We start from the raw sequence: 13,346 nt of genomic DNA, 5'->3' as shown, positions 1-13,346 counted from the left end.
GGGCGCCCGGCGCCCGGGCACCACTCAACAACCGAACCTCGTCCGATATACCGAACACGAAGGACCTCTCGTGACCGACACCCCCGTCTCTGCCGCTCCCTCCGCGGGGCCCCGCCGGCCCGGCGAGGCCGCGCTCACCGTGCTCGGCCTCGGCGCCGCGCCCCTCTCCCCCGCCGACGCCTCCCCGCACGCCTTCCCCGACGGCGGGAAGTGGCGTACCGAGGTCCCGTCGGTGGAGGGGCCGGAGGCCCTCGACGTGGTCCTGGAGGAGTCCGCCCAGCTCCAGGTCCCCGTGCACCGCGTCAGCCAGGGCAGCGGCATCTGGATGCTGACGGACGCCGAGATCACCGAGATGGTCACCCGGTGCGCCGAACACTCCGTCGAACTCTGCCTGTTCACCGGTCCGCGCGGCACCTGGGACACCGGGGCGTCCGTCCGTACCGACTCCGGGGGCGCCGGGCTGCGCTCCCGGGGGCACGACGCCCTGGCCGGGTGCGTGGAGGACGCGCTGCGCGCCTCGGCGCTGGGGGTGCGATGCCTGCTGGTGGCGGACGAGGGCGTGCTGTGGACCCTGCACCGGCTGCGTGAGCGGGGGGACCTGCCGGCGGACACCACCTTCAAGGTGTCGGCCCTCATCGGTCCGGTGAACCCGGCCTCGTACGCGGTCTTCGAGCAGCTCGGCGCCGACTCGGTCAACGTGCCCTCGGACCTGACCCTCGCTCAGTTCACCGAGATACGCAGGGTGTCCGCCGCGCCGATGGACCTCTACATCGAGGCGCCCGACGACCTCGGCGGGTACGTCCGGATGTACGAGGTCGCCGAACTGATCCGGCGCGGCGCGCCGCTGTACCTGAAGTTCGGCCTCGCCAAGGCCCCCGGGATCTACCCCTACGGCAGACACCTGCGGGAACTGGCCCTGACCACCGCCAGGGAGCGGGTGCGGCGCGGCCGGCTCGCGCTGGACCTGCTCGCCCGCCACGGGGCGGACGGGGACATGGCCGCGCCCGGCAGCCGGCTGCCGGGCCCGCTCAACCGCTTCCGGACCTCCTCATAACGTTCCGGAAACACCTCCCACAGAAGAAGACACAGCCGCGCACAATCCCACACACCCGTTCTCGGTCGAGTCTTCTCGGCGCCACCGCGCCCCGGACCGAGCCGCGACCCACACCAAGGATGATCACCATGCGCAACCGCAGAGCCGCACTTGCCGCCATGGCCTCCGCCGCCTCCCTCGCCCTCGTCCTGACCGCCTGCGGCCAGAACAGCGAAGGCGGCAGCGAGGAGGACAAGAAGGGGTCCGAGGACGCCACGATCGGCATCGCGATGCCGACCAAGTCCTCCGAACGCTGGATCTCCGACGGGGCCAACGTCGAGAAGGAGCTGAAGGCCAAGGGGTACAGGACGAAGCTCGTCTACGGCGAGGACGACCCGGACCAGCAGGTCTCCCAGATCGAGAACATGATCACGCAGGGCGTGGACGCCCTGATCATCGCCGCGATCGACAACAAGTCCCTCGACAACGTGCTGCAGCAGGCCAAGGACGCCGACATCCCGGTGATCTCCTACGACCGGCTGATCCTCGGCACGGAGAACGTCGACTACTACGCCTCGTTCGACAACGAGAAGGTCGGCGAGCTGCAGGGCACCTACATCGTGGACGAGCTGGGTCTCCAGGACGGCGAGAAGGGCCCCTTCAGCATCGAGCTGTTCGCCGGTTCCAACGACGACAACAACACCAAGTACTTCTTCCAGGGCGCGATGAACGTGCTCAAGCCCTACATGGACGACGGGAAGCTGGTCGTCAGGTCGAAGCAGACCGCGCTCAACCAGGTCACCACCCTGCGCTGGGACGGCGGCACCGCGCAGAAGCGCATGGACGACCTGCTGACCTCCAGCTACCGCAGCGCCCGGGTCGACGCCGTGCTCTCGCCGTACGACGGCATCTCCATCGGCATCCTCTCCGCCCTGAAGTCGGACGGCTACGGCACGAAGGCCAAGCCGCTGCCCGTCGTCACCGGGCAGGACGCCGAGGTCGCCTCGGTGAAGTCGATCATCGCGGGCGAGCAGACGCAGACCGTCTACAAGGACCTGCGGCGGCTCGCCGAGGTCGCCTCGGACATGGTCGACGCGGTCCTGAACGACAAGGAGCCCGAGACCAACGACACCGAGTCCTACGACAACGGTGCCAAGGTCGTCCCCGCCTTCCTGCTGCAGCCGGTCAGCGTCGACAGGAACAACTACGAGAAGGAGCTCGTCGACGGCGGCTACTACACCGCGGACGACCTCAAGTAACCGGGCACCCTCAAGGATTGGAAGGCACGACCATGGCGGGACCCGTCCTGGAAATGCGCTCGATCGTCAAGACCTTCCCCGGCGTCACGGCGCTCTCGGACGTCACCCTGACCGTCCGCCGGGGCGAGGTCCACGCCATCTGCGGTGAGAACGGCGCCGGCAAGTCGACCCTGATGAAGGTGCTCTCCGGTGTGCACCCGCACGGCAGTTACGAAGGGGACGTCCTCTTCGAGGACGGGATCTGCCGGTTCAAGGACATCCGGGCGAGCGAAGAGCACGGCATCGTGATCATCCACCAGGAGCTGGCGCTGGTGCCGTACCTGTCCGTCGCGGAGAACATCTTCCTCGGCAACGAGCACGCCGCGCGCGGACTGATCAACTGGAACGACACCCTCAGGCACGCGAGCGAACTGCTGCGCCGGGTCGGCCTGGCCGAGCACCCGGAGACCCGCGTCGCCGACATCGGCGTGGGCAAACAGCAGCTGGTGGAGATCGCCAAGGCGCTGTCGAAGAAGGTGAAACTGCTCATCCTCGACGAGCCGACGGCGGCGCTCAACGACGAGGACAGCGGCAAACTCCTCGACCTGATCCTCTCGTTGAAGGAACAGGGCATCACCTCGATCATCATCTCGCACAAGCTGAACGAGATACGCCGGGTCGCCGACTCGGTCACGATCATCCGCGACGGGCGGTCCATCGAGACGCTCGACGTGAAGGCGCCGGAGACGACCGAGGACCGGATCATCAGCGGGATGGTGGGCCGCGACCTGGAGCACCGCTTCCCCGAGCGGACCCCCCACCACCCCGAGGAGGGCACTGCGCCCGCCCTGGAGATCCGCAACTGGACCGTGCACCACCCCGTCGACCAGCAGCGCAAGGTCGTCGACGACGTCTCGATCGAGGTGCGGCGCGGCGAGATCGTCGGCATCGCCGGACTCATGGGCGCCGGCCGCACCGAGCTGGCGATGAGCGTCTTCGGCCGCTCCTACGGCCGTTACGCGGGCGGTACCGTCCTGCGGGACGGCACCGAGGTCCGTACGAAGACCGTCCCCCAGGCGGTACGGCACGGCATCGCGTACGCAACCGAGGACCGCAAGCACTACGGCCTCAACCTCATCGACACCATCAACCGGAACATCTCGCTGACCGCGCTGGGCAAGGTCGCCCGGCGGGGCGTGGTCGACGAGCACGAGGAGCGGCGGGTCGCCGAGGGCTTCCGCACGTCCATGAACATCAAGGCGCCGACCGTCTTCGAGCCGGTGGGCAAGCTGTCCGGCGGCAACCAGCAGAAGGTCGTCCTCAGCAAGTGGATCTTCGCGGGCCCCGAGGTGCTGATCCTGGACGAGCCCACACGCGGGATCGACGTGGGCGCCAAGTACGAGATCTACACGGTCATCGACCAGCTGGCGGCCCAGGGCAAGGCGGTCGTCTTCATCTCCTCCGAACTGCCGGAGCTGCTCGGCATGTGCGACCGCATCTACACGATGGCCGCGGGGCGGCTGACGGGCGAGTTCTCGCGGGCCGAGGCCTCCCAGGAAGCGCTGATGCGCCAGATGACGAAGGACAAAGAGGTAACACGATGAGCACGGACGTGACCGACAAGGCCCCGGCCCCCGTGCCGCCCGGCGGCGGCACGGCCTCGGGCGACGGCCTGCTCCGGCTGGTGCTCGGCGGTATGCGCCGCAACATGCGCCAGTACGGCATGCTGATGGCCCTCGGCCTGATCGTGGTGCTGTTCGCGGTGTGGTCGGACGGCGACCTGCTGCTGCCGCGCAACGTCTCCAACCTGGTCCTGCAGAACAGCTACATCCTGATCCTCGCGATCGGCATGATGCTCGTCATCATCGCGGGCCACATCGACCTGTCGGTCGGCTCGCTGACCGCGTTCATCGGCGCGATGGCCGCCGTGCTGATGGTCGAGCACGATCTCCCCTGGCCGCTCGCGGTGGTCCTGTGCCTGGCCATCGGCGCCGTCGCGGGCTCGGTGCAGGGGTTCTTCATCGCCTATCTCGGCATACCGTCGTTCATCGTGACCCTCGCGGGCATGCTGCTCTTCCGCGGGCTGACGGAGATCTTCCTGAAAGGCCAGACGCTCGGCCCCTTCCCGAAGGACCTGCAGAAGATCGCCAACGGCTTCCTGCCCGAGGTGGGGCCGGAGACCAACTACCACAACCTCACCCTGCTGCTGGGCTTCGCCCTGATCGCCTTCGTGGTGCTCCAGGAGGTCCGCGACCGCACACGGCAGCAGGAGTTCGCCCTGGAGGTGCTGCCGGCCAAGCTGTTCGTGCTCAAGCTGGTCGCCCTGGTCGCCGCCGTCCTGGTCGTCACCCTGCTGCTCGCCAGCTACAAGGGCGCCCCGGTCGTGCTGCTCATCCTCGGTGTGCTGGTCGTCGGGTTCGGCTATCTGATGCGCAACGCGGTCATCGGCCGCCACATCTACGCCATCGGCGGCAACCTGCCCGCGGCCAAGCTGTCGGGGGTGAAGGACCGGAAGGTCACCTTCCTGGTCTTCCTGAACATGGGCATGCTCGCCGCCCTGGCGGGGCTGGTCTTCGCCGCCCGCTTCAACGCGGCCTCGCCCAAGGCGGGCCTCAACTTCGAACTGGAGGCCATCGCCGCCTCGTTCATCGGCGGCGCGTCGATGAGCGGGGGCGTCGGCACGGTCCTCGGCGCGATCATCGGCGGTCTGGTCCTGGGCGTACTGAACAACGGCATGAACCTCGTCGGGATCGGCACCGACTGGCAGCAGGTCATCAAGGGCGCGGTGCTGCTGGCGGCCGTCGGCTTCGACGTGTGGAACAAGCGCAAGGGCGGTTCCTGACGTCCGGCCGCGCGGGGGCGGTGCCCTCTCCCGGAGCACCGCCCCGCACACGACGGGCGGCCGCGCACACCGTGCGGCCGCCCGTCGCCGTCAGACCAGCCGGATCATGTTCCAGGACAGTGGCTCCAGGACGGCCTTCAGGGTGCCGCCGGCCAGCTCGGTGCCCTCGGCGGCGTGCGGGACGACCCGCTCGGGCTCGGCGAGGGTGTTGCGGGCCTCCGGGTCGGCGTCCGCGACGACCAGGTGCTCGGCGACCCGGTCCAGGCCCAGCCCCGCCAGGGCGGCTTCGAGCGGCAGCGCGGCGTCCTGGCCGCGGTTGACGGCGAACACCGTGACCGCGCCCGTCTCCGGGTCGCGCACGGCGGTGGCGTGCAGCAGGTCCGTCTCGCCGTACTTCGCCGTCCCGTACGTGGGTGAGTCCACCCGTACGTCGAGGACCTGGCCCCGCCCGTACCGCGCGGCCTGGGCGAAGGGGAAGAAGGTGGTCTGCCGCCAGGCCGGGCCGCCCGGCTCCGTCATGATCGGGGCGATCACGTTGACCAGCTGGGCGAGGCAGGCCACGGTCACCCGGTCCGCGTGCCGCAGCAGGGCGATCAGCAGGCTGCCGAAGACGACGGCGTCGGTGACGCTGTAGTTGTCCTCCAGCAGGCGCGGGGCCTCCGGCCAGTCCAGCGGGTTCTCCTCGGCCTCCTGCTGGAAGCGGGCCTGGTACCAGACGTTCCACTCGTCGAAGGAGAGGCTGATCCTCTTGTCGGACTTCAGCCGGGCGCCGACGTGGTCGCAGGTGGCGACGACGCTCTCGATGAAGGACTCCATGTCGACGGCGGAGGCGAGGAAGGAGTCCCGGTCGCCGTCGGTCTCCTCGTAGTAGGCGTGCAGCGAGATGTGGTCGACGAGGTCGTAGGTCTCGGCGAGGACGGTCGCCTCCCACGCCGCGAAGGTCGGCATGGCGCGGCTGGAGGACCCGCAGGCGACGAGTTCGACGGACGGGTCGATCTGGCGCATGGCGCGCGCGGTCTCGGCGGCGAGCCGCCCGTACTCCTCGGCTGTCTTGTGCCCGGTCTGCCAGGGGCCGTCCATCTCGTTGCCCAGGCACCACAGCGAGATCCCGAAGGGGTCCTTGTCGCCGTGCGCGATCCGGCGGTCGGAGAGTTCGGTGCCCCCGGGGTGGTTGGCGTACTCCTGGAGCCGGATGGCCTCCTGGACGCCCCGGGTGCCGAGGTTGACGGCGAGCATCGGCTCGGCGTGCGGGCCGATCTTCCGGAGGAAGCCGATGAACTCGGAGAGGCCGAAGCGGTTGGTCTCGGTGGACCGCCACGCCAGGTCGAGCCGGCGGGGCCGCTCCCCGGCCGGCCCCACGCTGTCCTCCCAGCGGTAGCCGGAGACGAAGTTCCCGCCGGGGTAGCGGATCGCGGTGACCCCGAGTTCGCGGACGAGGTCCAGGACGTCCGTACGCAGTCCGTCCTCGTCGGCCGAGGGGTGGCCCGGTTCGTAGATGCCGTCGTAGACGCAGCGGCCGAGATGCTCGACGAAGGAGCCGAAGAGCCTGGGGTTCACCTCACCGACGGTGAAGGCCGGGTCGAGGGTGAAGCGCGCGGTGCGGGTCATGACTTCCTCACGGGTCGACTGCCTGCGGGGCGTGGAGGTACACGCCATACGTTCGGTATTTCGAATGCTGCTCGTAACTTCGAACGGACCGTAGACGCGAACCTCCGCGGGCGTCAATGCCCCCCGCACGCCCGGCCGTTCACCCGGAAACGGCCGAGGGCCGCTCCCCGGTGTCACGGGGTGCGGCCCTCGGCCGTACGGGAGAGGCCCCGGCCGGGCGGGGGGCCTTGCCCCGCGGGGCGGCTCAGGCGTCGAGGGAGACGATCATCTTCCCGGTGTTCTCGCCGCGCAGCAGGCCCATGAAGGCGTCGTAGCCGTGCTCGATGCCGTCGACCTTCGTCTCGTCGTACTTCAGCTCGCCGGAGGCGATCCAGTCGGCCACGTCCTTGACGAACTGCGGCTGGAGCGCCGAGTGGTCGCCGACCAGCATGCCCTCCAGGCGCAGCCGCTTGCCGATGACCAGCGCGAGGTTGCGCGGGGCGGGCGTGGGCTCGGTGGAGTTGTACTGGGCGATCATGCCGCAGATGGTGGCGCGGCCGTGCACGTTGAACGAGGAGATCGCGGCCTCCAGGTGCTCCCCGCCGACGTTGTCGAAGTACACGTCGATGCCGTCCGGGGCGGCTTCGGCCAGCTGGTCCTTGACGGGGCCGTTCTTGTAGTTGAAGGCGGCGTCGAAGCCGTACTCCTCGACCAGGCGCGCGACCTTCTCGTCGGACCCGGCGGAGCCGATGACCCGGGAGGCGCCCTTGATCCTGGCCATCTGGCCGACCTGGCTGCCGACCGCCCCGGCGGCGCCGGAGACGAAGACGGCGTCGCCCTCCTTGAAGGAGGCGACCTCGAACAGTCCGGCGTAGGCGGTGAGGCCGGTCATGCCGAGCACACCGAGGTAGGCGGAGAGCGGGGCCAGCGAGGCGTCCACCTTCACCGCGTGCCGGGCGGGGACGCTCGCGTACTCGCGCCAGCCGAGGCCGTGGAGCACGTGGTCGCCCACGGAGAAGCCCTCGGCCTCCGACGCGACGACCTCACCGACGGCCCCGCCGTCCATGGGGTGGTCCAGCTTGAAGGGCGGGGTGTAGGACTTCACGTCGTTCATGCGCCCGCGCATGTAGGGGTCGACCGAGAAGTACAGGTTGCGGACGAGGACACGGCCCTCACCGGGAGCGGTCACCGGCACCTCGCGCAGCGCGAAGTCCGATGCCTCCGGCCAGCCGTGCGGGCGGGCGACGAGATGCCATTCACGGCCGGACGTGGGAAGTGCAGACATGGGCTGGGGTCTCCTCGATGTCTCGTTCGGGGGTTCGGTTACCGGGAGCGCCTCGCGGGCGGGGGCCCCGCGGGGAGGTCAAATGCTTCACTACCTGAAACAACCATGCGCATCGATATTTCACCTTGTCAAGTAATTCGGTATCCTGGGTGTCATGACCACTCCGCACCCGGACCCGCTGACCCTCGATGTGATCGAACTCATCGGCGCGGTCGTGGCCCGCTACCACGAGGAGTACGACCGCGCCGCCGCCGACCACGCCCTGACCGGCGCGCAGGCCAGGGTCCTGAGCCTGCTCTCCGTGGACCCGATGCCGATGCGCAAGGTCGCCCGCACACTGAAGTGCGAGCCCTCCAACATCACCGGCATCGTCGACCGGCTGGAGCTGCGCGGCCTGGTGGAACGCCGCCCCGACCCGGCCGACCGCAGGGTGAAGCTGGCCGCCCCCACCGAGGAGGGCCACCGCACCGCCCGGCAGCTGCGGGACGCCCTGGGCTTCGCCCGGGAACCGCTCGCCGAGCTGTCCGAGGAGGAGCGGACCGTGCTGCGCGACCTGCTCCGCCGGATGCTGGGGACACAGCGGGAAGCCTGACCCGGACGCACCGGGAACCGGGCGACCCGGGCGGGGCCCGCCCCCGCGCCCACCCGCACGGACGACACCGCGCGCCCGCCGGACGCGGCCCGGCCGCCGGGCGCACCTCCGCCGGCCCGGCCGCTCCCGTTATCTGGCGGCCCGTCAGATACGGGTCCCCCCGACGGCTCACCCGGCGCGCGTCGCCCCGGCCCCGGCGCGACGATGCCAGGAAGGCCGGCTGCTGCCGGTGCCCCGTCCGTTCCGGGAGAACCCGCCGTGACCGTCAGTCTCGATCAGTTGCGCCGTTGCCATGTCGCCGTCGATCTCGGGGCCGCCAGGACCCGTGTGTACGTCAAAGGGCTGGGCCTCGTCGTGGACGAGCCCAGTGTCGCCGCCGTGAACACCCGTACCGGCTCGCTCATCGCGGTGGGCGCCCTGGCCGAGCAGATGACCGGCCGCACCCCGGGCTACATCCGGGTCGCCCGCCCCGTCTCCGGCGGGTCCGTCGTGGACATCGACATGGCCCAGCGGATGCTGCGCCACCTCCTCGGTGACAAACTCCGCCGCCAGCTGCGCCGCAAGCCCCGGCTGCGGGCCGCCGCCTGCACCCCGCACGACTGCGACCCACTGGCCCAGCGGGCCACCGTGGAGACCCTGGTCGGGCTCGGCGCGCGCCGTGTGGAGCTGGTCGACACCCTGATCGCGGCGGCCGTCGGCTCCGGGATGCCCGTGGAGCAGCCCACCGCGACGATGATCATGGTGTGCGGCGCGGCCACCACCCAGATCGCCGTGCTCTCCCTCGGCGCGATCGTGACGGCCGTACGCATCCCGATCGGCGGCGAGGCCATCGACCACGCGGTGATCCAGTACCTGCGCCAGCACCACGCCCTGGTGCTGCCCAGCCAGTCCGTACGGCCCCTCCAGCTCGCCCTCAGCGACAACGGGCTGACCCCCTCCGGCCCCGCGGTCACCGAGATCCACGGCCGGGACGTGGCCACCGGGCTGGCCCGGTCCGTGCAGGTGGACACCGCCGCGGTGCGGCAGGCGATCCACGCCCCGCTGACCTCGGTCCTGGACGGGCTGGGCAAGGTGCTCCGCGAGTGCCCGCCGGACCTGGTCGCCGACATCGCGGACTCCGGGATCATGATGGTCGGCGGCAGCGCCCTGCTGCCCGGCCTGGACCGGATGCTGCGCGAGGCGACGGGCGTACCGGTGCACATCGCCGAGCGGCCCGACGTGTGCGCGGTGCTCGGGCTCGGGGCGATGCTGGACGGCCAGATCCAGCCGCTGGTCCTGAACCCGCTCGCCGGCTGAGGGCTGCCGGGCACCCCGTGGGCGCGAGCGGCCTCGAACTGCGGGCCATCCTCCAGCACATCGTGGACACCGCCACCTCGCTGTCGGGAGCCCGGTACGGCGCGCTGACACTCCTGGCCCCGGACCGCCGCCGCGTCACCGATCTGTTCACCACCGGCATGACCGAGGCCGAGAGGCAGCGGGCCGGCGCCCTGCCCGAGACGCACGCCGGGGTCGTCGGCGCCCTCGCCGAGGACGGATGCCCGATGCTGCTGCGCGACCTGACGGACCATCCGTGCTCCTCCGGGGTCCCGGAGGGCCACCCCCGGGCGCGGTCCTTCGCGGGCTCGCCCGTCCAGGTCCGGGACGAGGTGCTCGGCAGCCTCTGTGTCACCGGGAAGGCGTCGGGGGACTTCACCGACACGGATCTGGCACTGCTGCGGCTGCTGGCCTCGCAGGCCGGTGCGGCGATCGGCGGCGCGCATCTCTACGATGCGGCGAAGCAGCGGGCCCGCTGGATCGAGGGGGCCGCCGCGGTGACCCGGGCGCTGCTGGCCGGCGCGGGCACACCGGACGCGCTGATGACCGTGGCGGAACAGGCCAGGGTGCTGGCCGGGGCGGCGGCCGGGGTGATCCTCCAGCCGACGGTGGACGGCGGGATGGAGATCGTCGCCGCCTCCACCCACGACGACCCGGCGGGCCTGATCGGCACCGTCATCGAGCCCGGCGCACCGGTCCTGGTCCAACTGCTGGGCGGCGAGGGCGTCTTCCTCGACGACTCGGCGACCGACCCCCGGATGACCACCCCGGTGCGGTCCCGGTTCGGACCCAGCATGATGCTGCCGCTGCAGAGCGGCGGCCGGCTCATCGGCACCCTGGCCCTCCCCCGCCGCCGCGGCGACCGCCTGTACACCCCCGCCGAGCGGCAGCTCGCCTCGCAGTTCGCCTCCCAGGCGGCGCTGGCCCTGGTGATGGCCGACGCCCAGCACTACCGGGAGCAGCTGGCGGTCTACGAGGACCGGGACCGTATCGCCCGCGACCTGCACGACCTCGTGGTCCAGCGGCTGTTCGCGACGGAGATGATGCTGGAGTCGACGCTGCGCAAGGACACCTCGGGGGACGTGGAGACCGCGGAGCTGCTCACCCGGGCCGTCGACGAGCTGGACTCCACCATCCAGGAGGTACGGACCGCGATCTTCACCCTGCAGCAGCCGCCCTCCGACGCGCCGGGCTCCTTCCGCAGCCGGGTGCTGCGCGAGACCGGCTCGGCGGCCCCGGCACTGGGTTTCCAGCCGTCGGTGCACTTCACGGGGGCGGTGGACGCGCTGGTGCCGGAACCGGTCGCCGACCAGCTGCTGACCGTGCTGCGCGGGGCGCTGGCCACCGCACGGCGGCGGGCCGGTGTGTCAGCCGTCGAGGTCGAGGTGGACGCGACGGCGCGACTGCCCGGGGGGCGGGGCGCGGTGCGCCTCGTGGTCGCCGACGACGGGCGTACCGAGAGCGGGACCCGGTCGCCGACCGTCATCTGGCAGGCGCCGCTCTGAGGGCGACCCGGGTGTTGGAGTGGGCGACGCCCGCGTCCCGCTTCAGCCGGCGCAGCAGCGCGTCCAGGGAGCCGGTGTCGGCGACGGCGGCCCGTACGAGGTAGTCGTGACCGCCCGTCACGTGCACGACCTCGGTGATGCCCGGGAGGGTGAGCACCGCGCGTTCGAACTCCTCGTCCGTGGTGTCCAGGCGCAGTGAGACGTCGATGAAGACGACGAGCCCGGACCGGGTGTCGGCGGCCGGGTCGAGGATCACCGTGAAACCGCGGATCACCCCCTCCTGGCGCAGGCGGCGCACCCGGTCGCCGGCCGCGTTGGCGCTGAGTCCCACCCGGGCGCCCAGGTCGCGGTACGAGATCCTGGCGTCCTCCTGGAGGATGGAGAGGATCTCTCTGTCCAGTCGGTCCATGTCGTCGATTGTCGCAGCCGGGGGCGGATCCGGCGGCCGGGCGCGGGGCGGCGGGGGCGTGGAGCGTCCCTCTCCCGGTCACCGGCGGGGGGGGTGGAGCGCCGTTCTCCACGTCACCGGCGGGAGCGGTGGAGCGTCCCTCTCCCCGTCACCGGCCGTCACCGGCGGGAGTGTGGAACACCCCTCTCCCCGTCACCGGCGGGGGCTGCCCGGATGGAGTAATCCGGCGGGCCCCGGCCCCCGGTGCCCCCTTGACTTGCCGTGTGGACACCGCCAGCAAGCAGACCCCGGCCCCCGGGCGGACGGACTCCGCCGCCGCCTACCGGAACCTGATCACGGCGACGGTCGGTTTCGCGCTGACCTTCTGGGCGTGGAACCTGATCTCGCCGTTGTCGGGGGACTTCAAGGAACAGCTCGGGCTGAGCTCCTTCCAGCAGTCACTCCTGGTCGCCGTCCCCGTGCTGGTGGGGTCCCTGGGCCGTATCCCGGCGGGCGCGCTGACCGACAGGTTCGGCGCCAGGCTGATGTTCCCCCTCGTGTCGGCGCTGACGGTCGTCCCGGTGCTGCTGCTCATCCCGGCGAAGAACTCCTACGGGGCGATGCTCGCGGTGGGCTTCCTGCTGGGCCTCGGCGGCACGACCTTCGCGATCGGCATCCCGCTCGTCAACTCGTGGTTCCCCCCGGCCAAACGGGGCCTGGCGCTCGGTGTGTTCGGTATGGGCATGGGCGGTGTCGCGCTGTCCGGTTACTTCACACCCCGGATCGCCGAGCACGACGAGAACCTGCCGTTCTGGATCGTCGCCGGCGCGCTCGTGGTGTATTCGCTGCTGGCCGCGGTGCTGATCACCGACCGCCCGGACCGCAAGGTGCCCACCGAGTCGCTCGGCACCCGGCTGGGGCGGGCCGGACGGCTGCGGGTCACCTGGGAGCTGTCGGCGCTGTACGCGATCGGCTTCGGCGGCATCGTGGCGTTCGGCGTCTACCTGCCGACGTACCTCAAGACCTGGTACGAGATGTCCCCGACCGAGGCGGGCACCAAGGCCGCCGGGTTCGCCCTGGTCACGGTGGTCTTCCGGCCGGTCGGCGGCTGGCTCTCGGACCGGTTCCATCCGGCCCTCGTCACGGCGGTGGCGCTGCTGCTGGCCGCCCTGATGGCCATCGTGCAGGCATTCGATCCGGTGCTGGACCCGCTGGGTACGATCGCGCTGCTCGGCATGGCCGCGGGGCTCGGTCTGTCGAGCGGCAGCGTGTTCGCCCTGGTCTCCCAGGCGACCCCGCAGGCCCAGGTGGGCAGTGTGACCGGCATCGTCGGCGCCATGGGCGGCCTCGGCGGTTTCGTGCCGCCGCTGGTGATGGGCGCGATCTACAGCGCCAAGGACTCCTACTCGATCGGTTTCATGCTGCTCTCCGACCTGGCGCTGGCGGGCTGTGTGTACGCGTACGGCCGGATGCGGAACGTGCGGGCGGACACCTGATCCGGGCGTCCGCCCGGCGCGGGCTCCAGCGGTGCTCCATGGGCAGGCCGCCGCCCAGGGCCTAGG

The 13,346-nt window shown here is 71.1% G+C and carries 11 protein-coding genes; 8 read left to right on the top strand and 3 right to left on the bottom strand.

Annotated elements, in window-relative coordinates:
- Positions 1–70: 70 nt before the first annotated feature.
- The 4 genes from CP967_RS23805 to mmsB all read left to right on the top strand — a co-directional run bounded on the left by CP967_RS23805 (position 71) and on the right by mmsB (position 5,113).
- Entirely contained in the window at positions 71–1,054 is a 984-nt protein-coding gene (locus CP967_RS23805) for a hypothetical protein (RefSeq protein WP_150489926.1), read from the top strand.
- A 128-nt stretch (positions 1,055–1,182) separates the two neighbouring features.
- Positions 1,183–2,292 (top strand): multiple monosaccharide ABC transporter substrate-binding protein, encoded by a 1,110-nt coding sequence (gene chvE, locus CP967_RS23800; protein ID WP_150489925.1) that lies wholly within the window; start codon positions 1,183–1,185, stop codon positions 2,290–2,292.
- Positions 2,293–2,324: 32 nt separating this feature from the next.
- Positions 2,325–3,875: a multiple monosaccharide ABC transporter ATP-binding protein gene (mmsA, locus tag CP967_RS23795; protein ID WP_150492008.1), complete on the top strand. Its 1,551-nt coding sequence runs from the start codon at positions 2,325–2,327 to the stop codon at positions 3,873–3,875.
- Positions 3,872–5,113 (top strand): multiple monosaccharide ABC transporter permease, encoded by a 1,242-nt coding sequence (gene mmsB, locus CP967_RS23790; RefSeq protein ID WP_150489924.1) that lies wholly within the window; start codon positions 3,872–3,874, stop codon positions 5,111–5,113. Before mmsA ends, mmsB begins: the two co-directional genes overlap by 4 nt.
- Before the next feature lie 90 nt (positions 5,114–5,203).
- Here the strand turns inward: mmsB and arfA are convergent, their stop codons facing one another.
- Both arfA and CP967_RS23780 read right to left on the bottom strand, forming a co-directional pair.
- Entirely contained in the window at positions 5,204–6,721 is a 1,518-nt protein-coding gene (arfA, locus tag CP967_RS23785) for an arabinosylfuranosidase ArfA (RefSeq protein WP_150489923.1), read from the bottom strand.
- 244 nt (positions 6,722–6,965) lie between these two features.
- On the bottom strand, positions 6,966–7,985 hold the full coding sequence (locus CP967_RS23780; RefSeq protein ID WP_150489922.1) for an NADP-dependent oxidoreductase: 1,020 nt from the start codon (positions 7,983–7,985) through the stop codon (positions 6,966–6,968).
- 154 nt (positions 7,986–8,139) lie between these two features.
- Here CP967_RS23780 and CP967_RS23775 point away from each other — a divergent pair, with 154 nt between their 5' ends.
- The 3 genes from CP967_RS23775 (at position 8,140) to CP967_RS23765 (ending at position 11,396) form a co-directional block, all read left to right on the top strand.
- A complete protein-coding gene (locus tag CP967_RS23775) occupies positions 8,140–8,577 on the top strand; it encodes a MarR family winged helix-turn-helix transcriptional regulator (protein WP_150489921.1) in 438 nt (145 codons plus the stop codon).
- Positions 8,578–8,835: 258 nt separating this feature from the next.
- On the top strand, positions 8,836–9,873 hold the full coding sequence (locus CP967_RS23770; protein WP_150489920.1) for a rod shape-determining protein: 1,038 nt from the start codon (positions 8,836–8,838) through the stop codon (positions 9,871–9,873).
- A gap of 17 nt (positions 9,874–9,890) precedes the next feature.
- Positions 9,891–11,396: a GAF domain-containing sensor histidine kinase gene (locus tag CP967_RS23765; RefSeq protein WP_150489919.1), complete on the top strand. Its 1,506-nt coding sequence runs from the start codon at positions 9,891–9,893 to the stop codon at positions 11,394–11,396.
- Here CP967_RS23765 and CP967_RS23760 read toward each other — a convergent pair.
- The gene (locus CP967_RS23760) at positions 11,374–11,805 is read right to left on the bottom strand and encodes an Lrp/AsnC family transcriptional regulator (RefSeq protein ID WP_150489918.1); all 432 of its coding nucleotides are present in this window, start codon (positions 11,803–11,805) and stop codon (positions 11,374–11,376) included. The genes CP967_RS23765 and CP967_RS23760 overlap by 23 nt on opposite strands.
- Positions 11,806–12,068: 263 nt before the next feature.
- Here CP967_RS23760 and CP967_RS23755 point away from each other — a divergent pair, with 263 nt between their 5' ends.
- On the top strand, positions 12,069–13,280 hold the full coding sequence (locus CP967_RS23755) for an MFS transporter (RefSeq protein WP_150489917.1): 1,212 nt from the start codon (positions 12,069–12,071) through the stop codon (positions 13,278–13,280).
- Positions 13,281–13,346: the final 66 nt, after the last annotated feature.

It is taken from the genome of Streptomyces nitrosporeus (genome assembly GCF_008704555.1).
Lineage (GTDB): Bacteria > Actinomycetota > Actinomycetes > Streptomycetales > Streptomycetaceae > Streptomyces > Streptomyces nitrosporeus.
Note: the sequence above shows the minus strand (reverse complement) of the source record. Positions and strands in the feature narration are given on the sequence as shown.

What these genes read in the sequence shown, in the direction of transcription:
- mmsB (WP_150489924.1), top strand. Translation starts at nt 3,872, where the DNA reads ATGAGCACGGACGTGACCGACAAGGCCCCGGCCCCCGTGCCGCCCGGC.
- CP967_RS23780 (WP_150489922.1), bottom strand. Translation starts at nt 7,985, where the DNA reads ATGTCTGCACTTCCCACGTCCGGCCGTGAATGGCATCTCGTCGCCCGC.
- arfA (WP_150489923.1), bottom strand. Translation starts at nt 6,721, where the DNA reads ATGACCCGCACCGCGCGCTTCACCCTCGACCCGGCCTTCACCGTCGGT.
- CP967_RS23760 (WP_150489918.1), bottom strand. Translation starts at nt 11,805, where the DNA reads ATGGACCGACTGGACAGAGAGATCCTCTCCATCCTCCAGGAGGACGCC.
- chvE (WP_150489925.1), top strand. Translation starts at nt 1,183, where the DNA reads ATGCGCAACCGCAGAGCCGCACTTGCCGCCATGGCCTCCGCCGCCTCC.
- CP967_RS23775 (WP_150489921.1), top strand. Translation starts at nt 8,140, where the DNA reads ATGACCACTCCGCACCCGGACCCGCTGACCCTCGATGTGATCGAACTC.
- mmsA (WP_150492008.1), top strand. Translation starts at nt 2,325, where the DNA reads ATGGCGGGACCCGTCCTGGAAATGCGCTCGATCGTCAAGACCTTCCCC.